12 protein-coding genes are annotated in these 23061 nt (G+C 44.1%); 3 read left to right on the forward strand and 9 right to left on the reverse strand.

What is annotated here, in order from left to right:
• Positions 1-3000: a SusC/RagA family TonB-linked outer membrane protein gene (locus Bovatus_RS15465; protein ID WP_004322917.1), complete on the reverse strand. Its 3000-nt coding sequence runs from the start codon at positions 2998-3000 to the stop codon at positions 1-3.
• Positions 3001-3211: 211 nt separating this feature from the next.
• Positions 3212-4861, reverse strand: coding sequence for a DUF6377 domain-containing protein (locus Bovatus_RS15470; RefSeq protein ID WP_004298604.1), 1650 nt, complete (start codon positions 4859-4861; stop codon positions 3212-3214).
• 170 nt (positions 4862-5031) lie between these two features.
• On the opposite strand from Bovatus_RS15470, the gene Bovatus_RS15475 reads away from it, so the two are divergent.
• Both Bovatus_RS15475 and Bovatus_RS15480 read left to right on the forward strand, forming a co-directional pair.
• Positions 5032-6165: an AAA family ATPase gene (locus tag Bovatus_RS15475; protein ID WP_004298606.1), complete on the forward strand. Its 1134-nt coding sequence runs from the start codon at positions 5032-5034 to the stop codon at positions 6163-6165.
• 243 nt (positions 6166-6408) lie between these two features.
• Positions 6409-8136: an ATP-binding protein gene (locus tag Bovatus_RS15480; protein ID WP_004298610.1), complete on the forward strand. Its 1728-nt coding sequence runs from the start codon at positions 6409-6411 to the stop codon at positions 8134-8136.
• A gap of 761 nt (positions 8137-8897) precedes the next feature.
• On the opposite strand, the gene Bovatus_RS15485 is transcribed toward Bovatus_RS15480, so the two are convergent.
• The 7 genes from Bovatus_RS15485 to Bovatus_RS15510 all read right to left on the reverse strand — a co-directional run bounded on the left by Bovatus_RS15485 (position 8898) and on the right by Bovatus_RS15510 (position 18808).
• A complete protein-coding gene (locus tag Bovatus_RS15485) occupies positions 8898-9359 on the reverse strand; it encodes a hypothetical protein (RefSeq protein WP_004298612.1) in 462 nt (153 codons plus the stop codon).
• A 123-nt stretch (positions 9360-9482) separates the two neighbouring features.
• Positions 9483-9671: a hypothetical protein gene (locus Bovatus_RS25270; RefSeq protein ID WP_004298614.1), complete on the reverse strand. Its 189-nt coding sequence runs from the start codon at positions 9669-9671 to the stop codon at positions 9483-9485.
• A 218-nt stretch (positions 9672-9889) separates the two neighbouring features.
• Positions 9890-12094 (reverse strand): glycoside hydrolase family 2 protein, encoded by a 2205-nt coding sequence (locus tag Bovatus_RS15490; RefSeq protein ID WP_085939369.1) that lies wholly within the window; start codon positions 12092-12094, stop codon positions 9890-9892.
• A 5-nt stretch (positions 12095-12099) separates the two neighbouring features.
• Complete coding sequence (locus tag Bovatus_RS15495) at positions 12100-13767, reverse strand: arylsulfatase (protein WP_004298622.1); 1668 nt, start codon at positions 13765-13767, stop codon at positions 12100-12102.
• Complete coding sequence (locus Bovatus_RS15500) at positions 13764-14951, reverse strand: family 43 glycosylhydrolase (protein ID WP_004298624.1); 1188 nt, start codon at positions 14949-14951, stop codon at positions 13764-13766. Before Bovatus_RS15500 ends, Bovatus_RS15495 begins: the two co-directional genes overlap by 4 nt.
• A 47-nt stretch (positions 14952-14998) precedes the next feature.
• A complete protein-coding gene (locus tag Bovatus_RS15505) occupies positions 14999-16552 on the reverse strand; it encodes a sulfatase family protein (protein WP_004298626.1) in 1554 nt (517 codons plus the stop codon).
• 201 nt (positions 16553-16753) lie between these two features.
• A complete protein-coding gene (locus Bovatus_RS15510; protein WP_004298628.1) occupies positions 16754-18808 on the reverse strand; it encodes an alpha-L-arabinofuranosidase C-terminal domain-containing protein in 2055 nt (684 codons plus the stop codon).
• A gap of 208 nt (positions 18809-19016) precedes the next feature.
• Here Bovatus_RS15510 and Bovatus_RS15515 point away from each other — a divergent pair, with 208 nt between their 5' ends.
• Positions 19017-23027 (forward strand): hybrid sensor histidine kinase/response regulator transcription factor, encoded by a 4011-nt coding sequence (locus tag Bovatus_RS15515; RefSeq protein ID WP_004298630.1) that lies wholly within the window; start codon positions 19017-19019, stop codon positions 23025-23027.
• Positions 23028-23061: the final 34 nt, after the last annotated feature.

Below are 23061 nucleotides of genomic sequence, written 5' to 3' on the forward strand. Positions count from 1 at the left end.
TTAAAAGTTAAAGTTCAAGCCCATACTGAAGGTACGTGAAATCGGGTAACGGCTGCTGTCGATGCCATTAATATCAACTTCCGGGTCAAAGCCGGAATATCCGGTAATAGTTGCCACATTCTCGCAAGAGAAAGAGATGCGGGCATTTTCCAGTTGAATCTTTTGCATCCACTTTTTAGGCAGTGTATACGAAAGCGTGATATTCTTCAGACGGAGATAGGAACCGTTTTCCACAAATCTGTCGGATACACGGCAGTTCTGGTTCGGGTCTCCCCAAATGGCGCGGGGCATAGAGTTGCTGGTTCCTTCACCCGTCCAGCGGTTCAATACGGCTGTGGTCTGGTTGTAAGCGGCTGCCATTCCTTCGTTGTCAACATTGTTGGCATTATAAATCTTGTTTCCCGATACGCCTTGCAGGAAAACGGAGAGTTCCCATCCCTTATAAGAGAAATTATTGCTTAAAGAGAAGAACCAGTTCGGATTCGGGTTACCGATAACGGTACGGTCTTCATCGTTGATGACTCCATCGTTATTCAAATCCCGGAAACGGATATCCCCCGGAGCTGCTCCCGGTTGGGTGGCATGGCGGTTTACTTCCTCCCAGTTTTGGAAAAGTCCGTCGGTCACGTATCCGTAGAATACATTGATCGGATAACCGGCTCTAAGCATAGTCACGTATGAGTTACCCATCTGATTGATAAACATCGGAGTTTCGCTGTTCAGGTCCAGAATTTCATTCTTGTTATAGGTAGCCGTTAAAGCAGATTCCCAAGAGAAAAGACCTTTCAGGTTGATGGTGCGCAGGGTCATTTCCACTCCTTTGTTGCGCATCTTGCCGGCATTGGTAAAGGTTTCAGTAGTATCTTCAAAACCGGAGGTGATAGGGATGGAAGCTTTCACCAACATGTCTGCCGTCTTTTTGATGTAGGCATCCAGCGAAAGGTTGACACGTGAATTGAACAGGCTCATATCCACACCGAAGTTGGTTTGGCGTACCTCTTCCCAATGAATATTCGGATTGGAAAGGGTGGTAGATACCAAAGCGGTGGAGTTGTTGTTGCCGAAAGGATAGACTCCTGTATTATAGGAAGCCACAAAGCCGTAGTTACCGATTTCCTGATTACCGGTCACACCGTATCCAATACGCAGTTTGAGGTCATTCACCGGAGAGTTGTCTTTCGGAAACCATTCTTCCTGCGAAATACGCCATGCCAGAGAAACGGAAGGGAATGTTCCCCAACGGTTGTTCTTACCGAAGCGGGAGGAACCGTCACGGCGCACAGTGGCTGTAAGCAGGTATTTATCTTCGTAAGAATAGTTGAGACGTGCCATCAGAGAAAGCAGTGCCCAGTCGCTCTGGCTGCCACCGATACTGTACATCTTCTCGCCGTTGTCCATTTCATGGATATTATCAAACATGAAGATATTCTTTTGAGCATTCAGGTAATCATAGTTGTTCCACTGGGCGGAAGAACCTGCCATCACACCTACACGATGTTTTTGGGCGAAAGTATGGTCGAATACAAAATAATTATCCCACAGGTAGGTAAATGATTTGTTGTCACTCTTATAGCGGGAAGATTCTTCTACCGGATTCGGTTTCCAGTCGTAAGCCGGAGTAAAGTTGTCGACAAACCAGAATTTGGCATCATAACCAAAGGTACTTTTCAACTTCAACCATTTGGTAAAGGCAATCTCTCCGGTGATGTTTGCCAGAAAGTTATATCCTTTTGTCTCGTTCGTCATCATATACAACGTACCGATCGGATTGCGGACACTTCCATACCATTGCGCTTCCTGTCCGGGACCGCTCCAGCCACCGTCTTCATTCTTCACCGGCTGGGTGGGAAGTGCTTTCATCGCATCTCCGATGCTATAGCTTCCTCCCTCTTTCACGTCCGTACTGAATGTCAGATTGGTAGTGAACTTCAACCATTTATTGACCTGGGCATCACTATTTGCCTGGAAATTGAAACGACGGTAATTAACGCTTTCCACGATACCGGACTGGTCGAGGAAACCGCCGGATACATAGTAATGTGCCTTTTCCGTACCGCCGGAATAGCTAACCGAATAGCTTTGTTTCACTCCCGTACGTAGCATCTCATCCAGCCAGTTCGTTCCTGTTCCCAATAAAGAAGGATCTGCCCAATAAGGGTTTGTATTATCATCATTATTAGACAGCATATCATTGCTCAAAGCGGCATATTGCGCAGCATTCAGCATATCGGGCACTTTAGTAGCGTTCTGAATAGCCCAGTTTGCGTTTACCGTTACTTTTCCGGCACCCTCGGCACCACGTTTGCTGGTAATCATCACCACACCGTTGGCACCACGGGAACCATAGATAGCTGTTGCCGAAGCATCCTTCAATACGTCTACCCGTTCCACATCAGCCATATTCAAAGAAGACAATCCCAAGTCGGTAGGAATTCCGTCAATGACAATCAGCGGGTTACTGTTGTTGATCGTACCCAAACCGCGAATTTTAATAGTGACATTATCACCCGGCTTACCGGCATCGATTATCTGCACGCCGGATACTTTTCCCTGCATTGCCTGACCGATATTAGCTACCGGAGAGTCTTTGATGTCCTTCACTCCGACAGAAGATACGGCACCAGTCAAATCGCTCTTTTTCATTGTTCCGTAACCTACCACTACTACTTCGTCCAATACTTCCGTATCTTCCTGCAAGGTTACTTTCAACGAGTTTTTCCCGTTCACCGGAACTGTCTGCGTTTTATAGCCGACAAAAGAGATAGTCAGCGTGCTGTTAGCCGGAACGCTTAATGAGAAATTACCGTCTACATCGGTTATCGTACCATTCGTTGTACGTCCTTCCACCACACTGGCACCGATCACCGGTTCACCCGTGGCATCTACTACATGTCCTTTTATTGAAATCTGTTGTGCGAATGCACTAAGAGATAGGAACAAGCCCCACATTATTAATAAGAGGCGGCGTTCAAAGCCTTTCGACTTCATACTCTGTTTCATGTACATTAATTTAAAGTTAATATTAGGGTTACTTTTGTTTTCGTTCTCTGTGTCATTGCTGAATGACCGTGAAACAAAAGTATCCACATTTCATACTGCTTCTTAAAGCAGATAGCAAAAATATAGTGATTTATACAGTATCTCACAGCATAAACCACTAAATATAAGAACGTTATAAAATAGAAGTCAGACTAAAAAAGTAGTGATTTTCTTATTCTTCCACCTTCCCTATTTGCATTACTTTAGTCTCAAATTCATCTCTTTCTCCCAAAGCTTTGTTACGGACACGGGTCCGGTAATTATAAATGGTAGTCACGGAATAACGGAGGAATTGCGCTATCTTGGTACTGTCCGTAATCCCCAGCCGGATAAGGGCAAATATACGGAGTTCGGTGTTCAACAGTTCTCCCGGTTTGGGTTGCATGGGTTCGGTAAGCAGCGCATTAAATTCTTCCACAAAATTGGGGAAGAGTTGCAGGAAAGTCATGTCGAAATTTGCATAAAACTCTTTCAGTTCTTCGTCAAGGAATTGAGAAGATTTAATGGCTTTATATAGTTCTTCCACTCTTCCGGCAGCGGCAATTTTATTTAGGGAACGACGGTATAAATCCATCTTGTCGAGATAAGTGGAGCATTGGTCCATATATCGGCCGATATATTCCTCCTTGATATAGTTGGCTTCCGAAAGCGTATGGTTCATCTCTTTCAGTTGCGAATTGGAGTCGTGAAGTTCTTCGTTCAGTTCTTGCAACAACGTATTAGTATCAACCACTTCGCGACGTGCGGCAGCAACCTTTTTCATCTGCTTGTAAACGAAGAAAATGGCAACCAACAAAAATACGGAAAGCAAACTGATACAAATCAATGATACTTTCATCTCCTGTTGCTGCCGTTTGGTTTTCAATTGGTAAGCCTGGTCAATGATAGGAAAGACTTGCGAGATTTCTAACGTACGAAGGCGGGCATTACAAAGAGTGGCATCCTCTAAGGAGCATTTCAGGTAATTGTAGGCACGGTCAATATCCCCTTCATCGTAGACAAGAGAAGCGAGTTTGCGCAAAGATACATATTCCTTTACTGCCGATTTCAGGTCGGCAATGGCCGAAAGAGCCAGGTAATGTTTTTGCCCCTGTTTGTCGCCTTTCAACCGGTAACCCTCGGAGAGAGTATAAGTAAGCATTGCTTTTGAATGGTCATCCAAAGAAGGTTTGTTGTAATATTCCATCAGCATACGGATGGCTTCATCGTATTGAGCATGTACGATACACTTATCCGCCATCACCAACACGTGCCCCAAAGAGTCGGAAGCGTTGACCTGCAGAAGAGAGTCACGATACAGATCCGTCATTCGATAATACTCTTTCTTGACTTTCTCCGTAACGGCATAATCTCCCATCAATCCGTAAATAGTGCGATACAGATGATAATAGTAACCATAGAGATAATCGGGCAACGTTTTCTTATCAATCTGCCCCAATAGTTCCAACGCTTCTTTATACATTCCGGTAGTTCCCATCACTTCCGCCATATTCATGGCAGCATCATCCAGGTAATCCAGTTTATCCATGCGATGCGCCAGTTCCTCTTTCCGTTGAGCATAGACAAAAGACGAATCCAGATTATAAGCCCGGTATTCATCGAAAAGACGTCCGCAAAAACCATATCGTTGTTCATCGGAAGTAGCCTCCGCCAACAATTTCTTCAGGTCAGCGATACGCGCCTCCTTTTCTGCTCCATAGGTCTGACGGTTTTTAATGATACCATCAATCTCACGAAGTAACGCATCGGTACTCTTATTATCTTTTGCATAAAGCAGACCGGAAAGGACGATTGTCACAAAAATCAGAATCACTTTTTTCATAGTGCCGTATGTATTATAGTTGCAAAGATAAAAGTCTTTCAGAAACTTCCGGCTTTCAGGAGAAAATTATTGCAGGCAGAAAAACAATGTTTATTAAAAAGAGGAGGTAAATCGGATTTATTATAAACATAATTATTATATTTGTAATAATTGTATTTATAATAATCAGTATGGCAATCGTTAATAACCCTTTTATCGTAGGCGGATACCTATCTCCCCATTACTTTTGTGACCGCGAAGTGGAAACAGAACAGTTGATACGTAACATAACCAATGGAAGAAATGTCGTTATCATTTCTGTGCGTCGCATGGGAAAGACAGGTCTGATTCGTCATTGCTTTTATCAGGATGAGATTAAAGAGCATTACTATACATTCTTCATTGATATTTATGCGACAGCCAGCCTTAGGGAATTTGTATTCGCTTTGGGAAAAGAGATTTTCGAGAAGCTCAAACCCAAAGGAATAAAGTTCATCGAACGTTTCTTCTCCGTCATTTCCTCACTGCGCGCAGGTTTTAAACTGGATTCTGTTACGGGAGAACCCACCTTCGATATTGGATTAGGAGACATTCATACTGCAGAAACAACACTGGATGAAATCTTCGCTTATTTAGAACAGGCTGATAAACCTTGTATCGTAGCCATCGACGAATTTCAGCAAATAGGCAATTACACAGAGAAGAATGTAGAAGCCATATTGAGAACTAAAGTCCAGCATTGCCAAAATGCTCGTTTCATCTTTGCCGGAAGCCAGAAACACATTATGATGAATATGTTCAACAGCCCGGCCCGACCTTTTTATCAAAGTGTCAATATGATGCAACTAAAGAGCATTCCGCTTACGGCATACAGGGCATTTGTTGAAAGGCTTTTCCTTGAAAATAAGAAACGTATTGAAGAAGAACTGATAGACGAAGTATATAATTTCTTTGAAGGACATACCTGGTATGTACAACTCATGTTTAATGAATTATATATACTGACCGGAAAAGGGGAAGTGTGTGATCGTTCCCTCCAAAGTATTGCCCTGACCAATATCCTGCAGATGCAGGACTTCACATATCAGGAGATTTTCTCCCGCCTTCCGGAAAAACAGAAAGAAGTACTGATTGCTATCGGAAAAGAACAAAAAGCAACCGGAGTCACTTCAGGAAAATTTATAAAAAAATACAAGCTAAGTACTCCGAGTTCCGTACAAGCTGCACTCAAGGGATTACTGGAAAAGAATCTAGTCTCGCAGGAACAAAATCAGTATGAAATAGCTGATAAACTGTTGGGAGTCTGGTTACAAAAGAATTATTAGACTATAAATCCTAGAAATGAATAGTTAAGAATAAGGTTTCATTCATTTTTGGTACGGTTATTAGCAAAGCATCTCCATTATCAACATTATTTGGCTAATGACATAAAAACGCAAGAGGGTTTATATTCATCACTCTGGTGCGTCAACATCCCCAACTTTCTTTCCCTTTCTTTGTTCTTTCTGCGGGAATATGCTACTTTTGCATTATCTCATAAATATGAGAACTAAAGAAAGGAACAAATTATGGAAGAAGTAAAAAGAATCCCTTACGGAGTTTCCAACTTTGTGGAAGTGGTGGAACAGAATCAATATTACGTGGATAAGACTATGTATCTGCCGTTGTTGGAAAAACAACCTAGTAATTTGTTCTTTATCCGCCCCCGCCGTTTCGGCAAGAGCATCTTTCTGAGTATGCTCCGAACTTATTATGACATCGCTCAAAAAGAAAAGTTCGAAAAACGTTTCAGCAATTTATGGATAGGCAGTCGTCCTACACAGTTGCAAGGGACTTTCCAAATACTCTTTCTTGATTTCTCCAGAGTGGGAGGGCTTGACAGAACGCTTGCCGAAAACTTTGATGATTACTGTTGCGGCGGACTGGATGATTTTGCTTCTATCTATGAACCCTATTATTATCCCGGCTTTGAAGAGGAAATGAAAGCCCAATACGGCACTACCAACAAACTGAATTTCCTCGATCGCAAGGCACGCAACAACGGCTCCAAGCTTTATCTGATAGTGGATGAATATGATAATTTCACGAATGTGGTGCTAAACGAGCAAGGCGACAAAGTCTATCACGCCCTAACCCACGCCAGTGGTTTCTACCGCGAAATCTTCAAGAAGTTCAAAGGCATGTTCGAACGCATCTTCATGACCGGAGTCAGCCCCGTAACGCTGGACGACCTGACTAGCGGATTCAATATCGGCTGGAATATCAGCACCGATCATCAGTTTAATATGATGTTGGGATTCAGCGAGACCGATGTACGCGAGATGATCCAATACTATAAGGATGCCGGACAGTTGCCGGGCAATACGAACATAGATGCGATGATAGAGGAAATGCGACCGTGGTATGACAATTATTGTTTTGCCGAAGAAAGCTTGGAGCGTGACCCGAAGATGTTCAACTGTGACATGGTGTTTTATTATCTGCGTCATTATATGACTTTGGGCAAATCCCCCAAAGAAATGATAGACCCCAATACCCGCACGGACTATAATAAGATGAAAAAACTTATCCGGCTGGACAAATTGGACGGTAACCGCAAAGGAGTGTTACGTAAAATCACCGAAGATGGGCAGATTGTCACCACGTTGACAACTACCTTTCCCGCTACCGATATTACCAAACCTGAGATTTTCCCCAGTCTGCTTTTTTATTATGGTATGCTTACCATTACTGCCACTCGCGGCAACTATCTGGTGTTAAGTATTCCCAATAATAACGTGCGTAAACAGTATTACGAATTCTTGTTGGAAGAATATCAGGACAATCGACATATTAATCTGAACGACCTTGGCCTGATGTATTACGAAATGGCTTACGACGGCCATTGGCGTGAAACGCTGGAATTTATCGCCCATGCCTACAAGGAAAACTCTTCCGTGCGCAACGCTATTGAGGGAGAGCGCAACCTGCAAGGCTTCTTTACTGCTTACCTGAGTACGAATGCATATTACCTGATAGCCCCGGAAGTAGAATTGAACCACGGTTATTGTGATCTGTTCCTAATGCCCGACCTGATACGCTATGACGTGAAGCACAGTTATATCATCGAACTAAAATATCTCTCTGTCAAAGACTCGGAAGCGAAAGCCGAAGCCCAATGGAAAGAAGCTGTAGAGCAGATAAAAGGTTATGCTGCCGGTCCCAAGGTACGCAGGATGATATACGACACCGAGTTGCATTGCATCGTCATGCAGTTTCGCGGATGGGAGTTGGAACGGATGGAAGAAGTCAGATAGAAACTCTGCCTGATATAATTATTCTGAATACACAAATTTTCATTTCTCATAGTGTCTTTCCAGTCAACCTATAACAAGAATAAAAAAACAACTAGTCAACCATTATCAGGGAAGTACATATTCTTTTTGTCCCATATATTGTGGGAAAGTATTCCCTACTAACTGGGAAAAGATTCCCTCATTTTGTGGGAACAAATTCCCATAATATGAGGAAATACTTTCCCACAATATATGGGACGATCGGAACTAGTTTATCTCCAACTAGAAAAAGGAAGAAGACAGTATCTTGACTATGAGAAATACCTTGAAATACTATGAGAACAAGGTGAATTTTAAGCTAAAATAGAGGGTACGTTATGAGAAATACCATATTAGAAAGTATTTCTCATAAGCTACTTATTTGATTCTTTGTTGTTTATCAGTCATCAATGAGAATATGAGAAATAAAAATGAAAAATCGTGGTTCTTAATCAAATTCCGTGCTAGTAAAGCTCATTGAAAGGCCGATGGATAAAGGGATATCGGCATATTAGAAATAACAAATAAATTATCCAAACTATATGCATCTTAAAGTACTCCAGAATAGCCATGAATAAGGTAATTGAACATAAATAAGTAGCACGGAATTTGATTAAGAACCAAATCGTTTGCAGAGCTTGCTGAATTTTTAATTGATGTACTCATGACTGCACCGTTCTTAGTTAAATGGAAATTTAGGGGCGCTATGCCCCTAAATTTCCATGTTTGAGTTGACATTTACCTCATTTCCAGACCTTTGTAAACCAATTCAATTTTATTCTTTTGATTCTCATACACCACTTTTTTAACCGGCATTTATAACAGTTGAACTGTCCTAATTCAAGTTCTATTTCTAAATCCCGTACCCGTTCGTTTTGTTCCATCCACATGCCCCGTAACGCATCTCGCTGTGATTTGGCTTCCCTATACATTTCAAGCTCTTTGTCGCGTGCCCCTAAGAGGAAAGCATATATCAAGCACGTCTCGGATTTACTGATACAGAATTGTTCCAATGCTTTCACATATTCCGGATCAATGCCTTTCTCCCTGGTTTTCAGGAATCCACGGAGACTTTCATCGTTTACAACCGTTTTGTAATCCTTGAAATATGACATGATTACCCGCATATCCACCCAAAGTTGGATATATTCTTTTTTAAGATTGTATTTCTTAGCCGCTTCTTCTACGCTAATCCATTCTGACATAATGTTCGTTTTTTTATGTGTGATACAATGAAAGAGGGATACTCTTTTTATTATATTAGTGCAACGGGCATCTACGCTTCCTGCAGTCCGGTGGGCGGGGATTGGTTAGGTTATATTGGGGTATTATGAATAAACCGACCGGATACAAGAAAGGCGCAGATGCTGTTGCACCATTATCCGCTCATGAGGCTTAGCAAGACCTTTCCAAAGGATAATGATAACAACAGACACCCACGCCAATCGTTTATATATAACACATTCCTGACGGATATGTTGATATACACCGTTCGCGTGGAGTATCTGCTGAATCATCTCTCTTTGGTCGAAAGTTGCTAATTTTCATGAGCGAGAGATAATACGCTTTTACTCCAATAAGAGATAAAACCACTTTCCACCAGTTCCATCACGCTGATGGGCAGAAAGCGTGTGACAAAGATAAATGATTTATTTGGAATATATTGGAAATAAGGTAATAAATAATAAAAGGTACATACCTTACAATAGAAACAGACAAAAGAAAAACAATTCTGTTAATAAGCCCTCAACCCATAATCGAATCTCATCTTCTTGCTATCTTTCACTTCAATTTTCAACAAATTACTTCCTTTTCGCAAGTAACGGCTGTAATCGCTGATATTATATTGATTATATTGCCTGGTCTGCTTTGCCTCCTGCGCAAAGACTTCCACTCCATTCAGCCAAACTTTGGCTTCTCCGGCAACATTCAGCCATAAAGACAGATGATTGAAATCCTTATCCACCTTAAAAGTAGCTTCTGATACTACCGTAGAACGAGGGGGACAGTCGAAAGGCAAAGAAGTCATTTTCAGCTCCTGACCGTTCAGACCGACAAGACGGGTATTCTTGCTTCCGTTCTGACCGTCTGCAATCAAAGTAACAGCTTTCGCAGGGGTGATTTCATACAAACGGTTGTGCATCAGGTGTAACAAGCCTTCCGGTATTTTAGTTACTTTCCGGTCGTAAGTAATCAGGCCGTTCACTTCTCCTTCCACATCAGTGGTTTGTGTATAGACTGCCGCACTCAATCCTTGGGCAATCAGCGTTTCCAAATCATATACCAGACGGCCGTAACTATCAATCAGAGCCATTGCTCCGTCTATATTCTTATACCCCCAGTTCCTCATATTCGGATTCCAGATATGCTCTTTGATTGCCCAGCCATAGCCGCCGAATTCTCCCAGTACGGAAATGCGGTTGCCGTTGTTCTCCGGCAGAATCATGGAAGTGACAGGATAATTATGTACGTCGTACATATCGCCTACGCCTCTGTCCGTCCAGCCGGTCACTCCGTTTATCAGGCGTGTATCGTCGTATTTTATCACTTTATTTACGATTTCCACCGTGTTATGCTGTCCCCATCCTTCATTGAAAACCACCCAGGTAGTGATACAGGGATAGAAACGGAGACGGTCGATCATCTCGAACATTTCTTTTTGCCATTGGCGGGTGTGTTCTTCGGGGGCGTTCCAATCAGTAGTAGCCAACGGATTGACGTGTTCCTCCTTCTTCCTTGACGTAGCAAAACCGGAAACCATGTCTTGCCACATCATCAATCCCAGAGAATCGGCGTAATAATAATATTGCTCCGGTTCTACTTTGATATGTTTACGGATCATATTGAATCCCATCTTCTTCAACTGCACCATGTCCCACAACATCGCTTCCTCGGAAGGAGGAGTCAACAATCCGTCGGGCCACCAGCCTTGATCCAGCGGACCGTATTGGAAGATGGGTTGGTTATTCAGGCAAATACGGTTGTATCCACATTCATCTTTACGGGCATCTACTTTTCTCAAGGCAAAGTAACTCTTTACCCGGTCTAAAACACGTCCTCCATTGGATAAGACAATATTCAAATGATACAGTTTCGGAGATTCGGGAGACCATAAGACAGCGTTTGGAACGTCTATCTCCATCACATCACGCAACTTCTGTTCCACCGTCTTGATTACTTTGCCATCATCCAACACTTCTATTTTCACTTCTTCATTGCCTTTGGCTCCGATTATATCGAAAGCCAGCTTCACGGATTTTCTTTCAATATCAGTGGAAGGAAGTACCTGACGGATATAGGTTTTATTCACCGCTTCCAGCCACACAGTTTGCCAAATGCCCGATACAGGCGTATACCAGATACCTTCCTGGTTAAGTTGCTGTTTCCCTCGGGAGATAGATTCCGTGTCCGTCGGGTCGGTGACGGCTACTTCAATGCTTTGAGGACCACTCTTCTTCAGGTATTTAGTAATATCGAACGAGAACGGGTTGTTTCCTCCTTTATGCGTACCGACCAACCGGTTATTCACCCATACTTGACATTCATAATCCACTGCTCCGAAATGCAGAATAGCAGATTTATTCTTCCAGGAAGGATCTAAGGAGAACTCACGTTGATACCATAGTTTATCCGTAGGAAGAAATGTTTTCTGCACTCCGGACAGAGATGATTCAATCGCAAACGGGACCAAGATTTCCCCTTCAAAGGAAACATTCTTCCGGGACGTGTTCTGATCCGTTACGGCATACTTCCACAATCCGTTCAGATTGATCCATTCTGCCCGTTGCAACTGTGGTCTAGGATAACTTTGCCACACATTTTCCGGCGTCACCTGTTCAGCCCATACTGTTTTAATTTTATCTCCTTTAGGCTCCCATGCATGGGTAAACACCTGCGACATGGCTCCTAAAGCCAGAGTTAGTAAGATTCTCTTATCCATAAGCATTAGCGGGTTTTATATTCTTTAAAATCTTTCCGTCGATTCTTATTGTAGGTATTCCACATTTTCTGGAAATACAAGACATCACTCTTGTCCGCCCATTCGAAATAGGCTGTTTCCAATTCTTTTGCCATTTCAGGATATTTACCGATCAGGTTGTGCTGTTCGGTACGGTCTTCCTTGATGTTGTACAATTCCCATTCATCTCCCTTGAAGTTGGCGGAAACCAGCTTCCAGTCACCTTTACGCACCATGCGGTTGCCTTCATGCTCGGCATAAATATATCTTTCGGGCATCTTCTTTCCTTTCACAATCGGAAGGATAGACTGACCTGCCGTAGGCAGAATCGCTCTTCCCTGATATTCTTTCGGATAAGTGGCTCCTGCCAGTTCCACACAGGTAGACATGATATCGGAGAATTGTGCAGGCTGATGATTCAGTCCGCCTTTGTTCTTCACATGATTACCCCAGGAAATGATACACGGAGTGGAAATACCTCCTTCGTGTGCATAATGTTTATAGAGCGTGAACGGCGTGCAGCAGACATTTGCCCAGCCTGTACCGTAATGATGATAGGTTCCGGGCAAACCCATCTGGTCGAGTTCTTCTCCGGTATGGGTATGGTATTCGACTCCGGTCTGTTTGTCGAAGCCAAATTCGTGCCATTCGGCACAAGCTCCGTTATCGGACATAAACATGATAAACGTATTGTCCAACTCACCGTTTTTCTTCAATTCATCCACTACCCGGCCGATGTTCGCGTCCATCACATCTACCATAGCGGCAAAAATGGACATACGGCGTGCGAGGTCGGTCTGCTGATCTTTCGTCAATGAATCCCATGCCGGTAGCGGATGCGTTTCATCTTCAAACAGACTTTCGGGAACTACACCACGCGGACTAAGTGCCGGCTTTCCCTGCATAAGTTTCAGGTCCACAATCCGTTTCCAGCGGGCGTCACGAATCTTGTCCCATCCCTGCATATAGAGAGACATATATTTATCGGTCACTTCTTTCGGTGCGTGCAAAGGGAAATGGGGAGCGTTATAGGCCAGATACAGGAACAACGGTTTCTTCTCCTGATGTGCCTGGTCGATAAAGTCAATCGCATAATCCGTTATCACATTGGTAGCGTAGAAAGTTCCTTCCTCATAATGTCTGGGGGTACGGTCTTTCGGCAAACGGGTATATACTGCCGGATTCCAGAAAGAATTAAATCCGCCCAACAAACCGTAATACTCCTGGAAACCACGAAGAATGGGATTCGACTTATTCCCTAGATGCCACTTTCCTGACATAGCCGTAAAATATCCGGCATCTTTCAGGACTTCTGCAATCGTGACGTTGTCCGAATTGGAACGGAAACCGGAATATCCTTTCGGCCAGGCAGGATGACTGCCGTCCATGTGTCCCAATCCCGTCTGATGCGGATAAAGTCCCGTCAACAGGTTGGCACGCGACGGGCAACTACGGGCACTGTTGTACATCTGCGTCATACGGACGCCATTCTTTGCCAGTTTATCCAGTACCGGTGTATGAATCTCACCACCGAAACAGCCGAGATCGGAGAAGCCCAAATCGTCTGCCAGTATGATAATAATATTCGGCTTGTCCTGCGCATACGTCATCGGGACCAGAGCCAGGCTGCCTGCTATCAATAAAGAAGTTTTCATTTGGTATTATAATTAAAGTTGGGTTTGAATTTACCATTCTCATAGATCATCGGAATTAATCCGGGACGGCACGTCACTTTATACTCTGCCGCCTGTGCCCCACGCGGATTGAAGAACATGGTAGCCCACCAGTTTCCATCCTTATCCTGGAAAAGATTGTTGTGTCCTCCTCCCGTGATGGCATTGTAGCGTTCGCTATAGGGACCATACACATTATCGGCTGTCGAGATGATGCAGTCGTAACTATAACGTGTCTTCGGCGAGGTTACTCCCTTTTTCTCGATATAGGTATCTCCCTCCGACGTACGGTGCGACCATATAGCCTGTACGAGGTGATATTTGTTATCATATTTGAAGATAAACGCTCCTTCAATATACGGTTCCGGATTATATTTTTTCTCTTTCAATGTTTTCAGTTCCTCGGCAAATCCGCTCATATCCGGTTTCATACGGGCGATATAATGGTTGTGCCCGACAAAGTAGACAGTGCCGTTCGTATCTTCGAACAAACTTCCGTCGATGTTCGGGAAGATAGCTTTGTCTTTATTACCTTCGATATTCTCGTACGGACCTTCCGGTTTTCCGGTCTTGCTCCGCAAAATAAAAGAACCTCTCCCGCCTGCCGACTCATTCATGCAGGCAACGATAAACCAGTTCTTCGCGCTTTTGATATAATGCATTTCCGGAGCCCACACTGCATGAAAGCGGTTGTCCATCGGATCACCGTTGATGGATTTCTTCTGATATTTCTCTCCTGCTTTATATACTTTCGGTTTCTTTTGCCAGGTTCCGTCTTTTTCCATCGACCATATTTGTCCTCTGGCTTCCCAGGACTTCATATCTTTGGAACGCCACAGGTACAAACCGTCGTTCCAGTCCCAGCAATGCCTCTGTCCCGGAAAGTAACGATCGGGAGTAGAGGTGGTTCCTGTGATATAATAATAACCGTCGGGACCCAGTGTAGCCCAAGTGTCCCTCATCCAATAATCAAATGCCGGCTTTACAGATGTCGGAACACGTAGTTCCGGAGCGTTTGTATCTGCCGTTCCATATAACTGTGCTGATGCTGTAGAGATGGAAATAAATCCTGTAAACAAGATCAATCCTAATCGCAAAATCAATTTCATATATTTCTGTTTTATGTTTACGGATACAAAAATAGGCCGTTGCGGGGCAGACTTCATGGAATCATGTTTTTAATATCCGTAGGTATGTACAATCTTCTTATTTTTTAGTATTCCGGATGGAGATAATTAAATGGATTCTGTTTAAAATGGTAACGTCTTTGCGGGAGAGGCAGCGGGTCCTGCAAACGCAACTCCCATGCCAGTAAACGGGTCAGAAGTTCTGTTTGAATTTCGCTGTATTTCTTCTCGCCAAACAGATTATGAACTTCCGAAGGATCTTTCTTTAAATTATAGAGTTCTCCGTTGCCATAATGATTCATGACCAGTTTCCAGTCATCCTTTCTTATCATGCGTGAGGTACCGCTTTGCGTCCAGGTGTTCAGTTCGTCGAAGTGGGCTATTTTGCCGGGAGTCAATGCTCCTTCCTGTTCAAAAGTCAGGGAGGCATCCAGTCCGACATCGGCTCCTCCGAAGCCTTGTTGTACGACCATGCTGGAGAATTCTTCTTTAGGGTAAGCTTTTCCGGTCAGCATCGGCCACAAGCTACGACCCTGAACTCCTGCCGGTATTTCGGCACCGATGGCAGAGCAGAAGGTGGGGAAAAGGTCGGCTATCGATACGTGGCTATCCATAGGGGCAGGCTGGTTTTTAATGTGATATCCTGCCCATACCATCGGGATACGTGCGAGGCTTTCGGAAAGTCCGGCTCCTTTACGGATCAATCCGTATTCCCCCCAGTAGTCACCGTGGTCGGAAAGTACGACAAAGAGGGTGTTTTCATATTGTCCGCTGGCTTTCAATGATTCGATCAGTCTCTTGATCTGATCGTCTATCAACCGGATCATTCCGATATAGTTGGCACGGATTCGAGGCAAGTCTTGTTCCAGGTTCGGGCAGGACGCGTCTTCCAGTTGCGCCAAAATACGGTATTTCTCTCCTTTCTTTGCCAAATCTTTGCGGGAGGTCTTTAAGACAGGGAGCTTATCGGGGGAGAACATGGAGTAATAGGGTTCACATACCTGATAAGGGTTGTGAGGTTCCGGAAAAGAGACCCATACGAAGAAAGGATTTTCTTTCTGCTGTTTAATCCATGCCAGCGCTTCGTTCACGATTTTGGTGGGATGCTGTTCTTCCAGCGAGATGGGAGATGGCTCCAGCCATTGCCCCCTGGCTTGCTGATTCAGGAAACGGGCAGTCTCTTTCTCTGCGGGAGTCGTCTTTTTGTGCTTTCCCCAGTGTCCGTATTCAGACCAGAAATCCAAGTCGGCAGGTTTCAGGTAAGCGTGATTCTTGCCAACCAATGCTGTTTTATATCCGTTTTCTTTCAATACGCCCACTAAGTCCTGTTGATAGGAGATGTCGGGGATATTGTGATTCGTGCGTACGTGAGTGGCGGAAGGAAAACGCCCGGTGAACATGGAACAACGTGCCGGAGAGCTGGCCGGCATCACAGTGTATGCCTTATTGAACCATACATTCTCCTGCGCCAAACGGTCGACAAAGGGAGTCACTTCCAGCGGAAAACCTTCCCTGCCGCACAAATCGGCACGCTGCTGATCGGTCATAATAACCACAATATTCGGTTTGCCGGTTTGCGCCTGAACTGACATAGCCAAACCTTGTATGGCAAGTCCTGTGATACAAAAGATTGTTTTCATTTTATTTTTATTTGCTATTTGACAATTTAGAGTTCACCACGGAGGACACAGAGGACACGGAGGCTTAATCATTTTATTCATTACAGAGTAACACAGAGTCTCACGCTTTTTTTACAGCTAACTGCATCTATCACTCTGTTCCTTGCAGAAAGAGAGAAAAAATGCTGTGTCCTCTGTGCTCTCTGTGTCCTCTGTGGTGAACTAAAAACGATATACAACCATGGAAGCTGCCTCCAGTTCGAACGGTTGATTCAGGTCCAGCCCGACTTCCGTCTCTACCGGTTGGACTTCATTCGGAGCAAACGGTGTGTTTTCTTTTCCCGGAACCAGTACCAGACTTGTTTTATGTGCCTTGACGGGACGTTTGAAGCCGGAAACTTCCGGTTGTAGAGTGACTTTTTTATCCTGCAGGTTTATCAGTTTCAGGATATATTGTTTGCTGGCCGTATCATATCCCATCGTAACAAAGATGTTCTGCAAACCTTCTATATCCTTGATCGCTGCATCCAGACACACGTCAAACGTGTTATCCCTGAACATCTTTGCCAGGTAGAAGAAGGAAGTCTTTACGCTACTGTCTACTCCATTAATCAACATCGGCAGGAAGATACGGTGTTCCAGAAAGTCCCAATGCCTCATCACCGGACGTTCAGCAAACAAGGGATTCAAATCGCCGTTGCGTTCTATTGACATACGGATGGCTCCGGTAGCCAGCAGGTTATAAGGATATTTTCCGTTGATTCCCAATTCGCCGATAAATAGATCGGCAACACCCCGTTTGTAGTTATCAAAACGATAATGCTGTTCGCAAGCCCATTCGATTGAGTTATAATAATGTTCGTCGAACACTTTCACATTCTTCGGGTTGACAAAATTGGGAATATCCTTCCGTTTGTCATCATTCTCTCTTCCGACTACACGGATGACACTATTGGCTATATAAATCAAGTCAGGATATTTGGCGGACAACGCCTGATAGATTTTCTCATAACGCTCCCAATACACAGGTCCGAAATCTTCATTTCCAATCTCGATATATTTTAGCGGGAAAGGAGCAGGATGACCGTTCTTTGCCCGTTCGGCTCCCCATTTCGTAGTTGTATCACCAATGGCATACTCGATGGCATCCAATGCATCCTGGATATAAGCGTCCAGATCGACATCAATGTGTCTGAAATTCCACTGTGGACTTTGCTTCACCCAACCGCTGCAAATCATACCCGTAGGCATCACATACATCGCATCAGCTCCCACATATTCGCACAATTCATAAAACTCATGATAACCGATTCCGTCGGTACGGTAATAAGGCGCCCATTTGCTCCACTGTCCCGGACGATTTTCAATCGGTCCGAGCGTCTTTTTCCAGTGATACATCGTTTCTTCATTGACTCCGTGCACGATGCACCCGCCCGGAAAACGGATAAAGCTAGGAGAAAACTCTTTCAAGTTCTGAACAATGTCTTTACGAAATACGGATTTTCCATCGTTCCAGGTATCGGACGGGAACAGGGAAACAACATCTACCTGAAATTGCCCTTTCGACATCGGTTGTATGGCAAACATTCCACGCCGGACGTTCTTTTCCGGTTTCAGTTCACCGGTATATTTTGTCCAGTCCCGATTTCCTACATTCACTTCGATCACATTGCTCACCCGCTGTCCCCATTCGTCAACTAGAAATACACGTAACGGAGCGGAATAATTCCTGTTCTTCAGAAACAAGGAAAGGCGGTAAGACGTATCTGTCTTCAGGTTCATTCCATAATATCCACGGTTGAGAATCAGGGCATCCGAATGGTTCGCAATATCTTCCGTGACATTAACCAGCATCGAATACTTATTTTCCCCGCTCATCGGATTTTCATCCGTGCGACTGATAAATACAGGAGTATATGATAACGGATAAGTCGTCCATCCAATCAGCGGATCGGCCTGAAACACCTTTTTCTCTTTAACGCGGGGAGCCGGAACATTTTCATAAAGACCATTCTTCACAGATAATCCGGCAGGCGGTGTAGCTTCTTCAAACGAACGGTTACGTATCAATTCGGCGTGCAGAGCACCCTCGCCCATCATTCCTATTTCCTCATAATGGAAACCGTACTTTACGGGAGCCACTTTGTGGGTTTTCGATTTATTGATATACAACGTTCCATCGGAGAAAGACAGAGAGGAACTATTCCCATATACCAGAGGTAATGTGAAAAACAGACCGATACCAAACGTAAAGGATTTGAATGTCGAATGATTCATAGCATTTGTTTTTAGAGTTTCACATTGCAAATGTGGTCTTTTCTATCCAAGAAAAACAGAAAAATAATGCTTAATACCTGCAATCATGTATAAAAATCTGTAGCGAAGCGGCAAACTGAACATGAGTGCTGCCCGTTTGAACAATTCTACGACTGTTCAAAACAAAAAAAGACGTATCTTTAGGTCGTGAAAATCAATCAGAAAAGCCATGAGAACCACCTTACTTAAATTCGTACTCTTATTTAGTCTCGTGCTCTTAAATACAAGCTTATTGACGGGACAGATTCAATATAATAATATACGCTTCAAACAGCTAAGTATAGCTGAAGGACTCCCGCATAATACGATCAATGCAATCACCCAGGACAACCACGGGTTCATCTGGTTTGGTACACGCAACGGATTGTGCCGATATGACGGTTATAATATCAACCTGTTCGCACATAATGAAGCCGACAGCACCTCACTCCGCCACAATTTCATCACGCGCTTATATAACGATTCGCTCCGTAACATTCTATGGATCTCTACCGATCAGGGCATCTGCAGCTATAACTACGAGACAGAAGATTTCAGTCGTTACCAGATTAAAGGGAACACTAAGGATGATGTTTGTTTCCTGAATACCAGCGATGGTGTGCTTCTGGCCGCTTGTAGCAACGGACTCTATCGCTACAATGAACAAGACAGTCTGTTCGTTCCTTTTCTTCTCGATGAAGAAAAACCTCATGTGAGATACCTTGCGGAGGACGGAGACAAAACCTTATGGATAGACACCAACAAAGGACTGATGCGATACAGTCTGGAGAAGAAACAGTTCGTTTCCCTCCCGACTCTCATCCAGCCTTTTACACAGCAATGCAACAATGCCGTCCTGATCTCGTCCAACCAGCTTTTATTTAATACTAACAACGATTTTTTCGTCTATCATATACAAAGCAATACGCTGTGTAATCTCTCGAAAGACCTTGAAGTGAAAGACTTCCGGTGTGCGGCAACCGACCATACGGGGAATATATGGGTAGGCACGGAGTATGGCATCTTTGTCTTCAACAAACTCTACCAACTGATTGCACATTACGAACAATCGGAACGGGATTTAAGTGCGCTGAACGATTCTCCCATTTACAGCCTTTATCAGGACAAGGCTCATAATATGTGGGTAGGAACCTATTTCGGAGGAGTCAACTATTATATATTCGGTTCCGACCAGTTCCAGATATATCCATACGGAGCCAGTTTCAATCATTTGAGCGGAAAGGCTGTCCGCCAGATTATCAATGCTCCGGACAACGGTCTGTACATCGCCACCGAAGATGGCGGATTGAACTACCTGGACAATAAGAAGGAAATCACCCGTGCCGAACGGCTGCACAAGCAAATGCAAATCTACGCCAAGAACATACATTCTTTATGGCTCGACAAAGATAACAGCTTGTGGCTCGGACTGTTCCTGAAAGGAGCTCTTCACTATATACCGCATCTAAACCGCACGGTGGACTATAATCTATTGTCGGATGAGGTTTCTTCCGGCTTCTGCATCATCGAAGACAAGAACGATCATATCTGGTACGGAGGCCCTTCCGGCTTATTCCTGATCAACAGGAAGAAAGCAAACTCCCGCCCGGAAAAAATTTCATCTCTCCGTGTCTTTAACCTGGTACAGTTTAATGACAGTATACTTTGGGCAGGAACCCGAAAAGGCAGTATATTTCAGATCAATACCCATACACTGAAAGTAACCTCGCTCCCTATCCTGCCGCACACCAATCTCTACATCACCTATATCTACCCCGATTCACATCAACGGATATGGATAGGTACAGACAACAACGGGCTTTATGTATCAGACCGCAACGGTAACATTATCGCCTTTTACAGTAAAGAACAGTTGGGATCCAACGCCATCAAAGGTATCATTGAAGATGAGATGAGTAATGTTTGGGTAGGTACCGGAAACGGACTTTGTTGTATCAATTCCCAAACAGGAAGCATTGACCGATATACCACGGCCGACGGATTACCCATCAACCAGTTCAACTACTCCTCCGCCTGCAAGAAGCCTGACGGAGAATTGTATTTCGGAACTATCAACGGTATGATTTCTTTCTACCCGGAACAGGTACGCTCCGTCAATCCCCGTTTCAACATTGCACTGACTGCCATTTGGAGCAACAGCGAATATATGTCACCCAACAATGAGAAAGCATTCATCCCTTCCTCTATCTCCGAACTGACAGAGATCACCCTGACGCACGAACAAGCCCAATCCCTGCGTCTCGAATATTCCGGCCTGAATTATCAATATACCGACAACACTCAATATGCGATGAAAATGGAAGGTATCGACAAGGACTGGCAGTTTGTAGGCAACCAGCATCAGGTACGCTTCTCCAATCTGCCTTCAGGAAGATATATCTTAAAGATCAAAGCCAGCAAAGATGGTATCCACTGGGACGAAACGGGCCAAAAGGACCTTGCCATCAGAGTCCTTCCTCCTTGGTGGCTCTCACCGGGAGCATATTTAGTTTATGCACTACTCTTCCTATTAATCATTTACGCCGCATACAGATATACCAAAACGCGTATCATCCTGCTCATGCGACTGAAAACGGAGCATGAACAACGCGTCAACATAGAGAATATGAATCAACAGAAGATCAATTTCTTCACTTACATCTCCCATGACCTGAAAACACCGCTGACCCTGATTCTATCGCCTCTGCAACGATTGATCCAGCAGCCACAAATCAGCAACAACGATAAAGAGAAACTGGAAGTCATCTACCGAAACGCCAACCGGATGAATTATCTGATTAATGAACTATTGACGTTCAGTAAAATCGAGATGAAACAGATGCGTATCAGCGTCCGGAAGGGAGACATCATGCACTTTCTGGAAGAACTGTCGCACATCTTCGACATTGTAGCCGGGGAACGGGAAATTGACTTCATCGTCAATCTGGAAGACACCGAAGAGGAAGTCTGGTTCTCGCCTTCCAAACTGGAACGGATTCTTTATAACTTGCTCTCAAACGCATTTAAATATACCCAACCCGGCGGATACGTCAAGTTGAGTGCCAAACTAATAAAAGAAGAGAAAGAAACATTTGTGCAAATCTCCGTCAAAGACAATGGCAGGGGGATTCCTAAAGAAGCTCAGGAACAAATATTTGAAAGTTATTACCAGGTTGAGAAGCGCGACCATCGCGAAGGATTCGGACTGGGATTATCGCTTACGCGTTCGCTCATACACATGCACAAAGGGGAAATCCGGGTAGAAAGCGAAATCAACAAAGGTTCGGATTTTATCGTTACCCTGAATGTATCCGAGGATGCTTACAACCCCGATGAACGCTCGTCCGAGAACATCACGACCGAAGAAATACAGAAATATAACCAGCGAATCAAGGAAACCATCGAACTCATTCCTGAAAAGCTGACCAACAAAGAAAAAGATCCTGCCCGGGAATCTATTATGATTGTAGAGGACAATAAAGAAATGAATGATTATCTTGCCAGCATATTCAGCGAGAAATATGATATTATACGGGCGTATAACGGTGCGGAAGCCTGCAAGAAGATAGCCAAACAGCTGCCCAACCTCATTATATCGGATTTAATGATGCCGGTGATGGACGGCCTGGAATTCACGGAACGTGTCAAACAGGACGTAACGACCAGCCATATCCCCGTTATCCTCCTGACTGCAAAGACCGATGAGAACGACCATACGGAAGGTTATCTGCGGGGAGCCGATGCGTATATCACTAAACCTTTCAACGCCAAGAATCTGGAACTGCTGGTACAGAATATCCAAAAGAGCCGGAAACAGAGTATTGAACACTTCAAACAGGCAGAAGAACTGAACATCAAGCAAATAACCAACAACCCGCGGGATGAAATATTCATGAAAGAACTGATGGAACTGATTATGGCGAACCTCACCAAGGAAGACTTCGGAGTAACGGAAATCACAGCCCATCTCCGCATCAGCCGCAGCCTGTTGCACATGAAGCTGAAATCACTCACCGGATGCTCCATCACTCAATTCATACGGATCATCAAAATGAAAGAGGCTAAAACTCATTTACTGAATGGTATGAATGTCTCCGAAGCATCATTTGCCGTCGGTATATCAGATCCGAACTACTTTACAAAGTGTTTCAAGAAAGAATTTAATATCACTCCGACAGAGTTTCTCAAGCAGTTGAAATAGAAAGCAAAAGCAACTGCTTCAGAAATTCAACCTA

The sequence above is a fragment of the Bacteroides ovatus genome (assembly GCF_001314995.1).
GTDB classification, from domain to species: domain Bacteria; phylum Bacteroidota; class Bacteroidia; order Bacteroidales; family Bacteroidaceae; genus Bacteroides; species Bacteroides ovatus.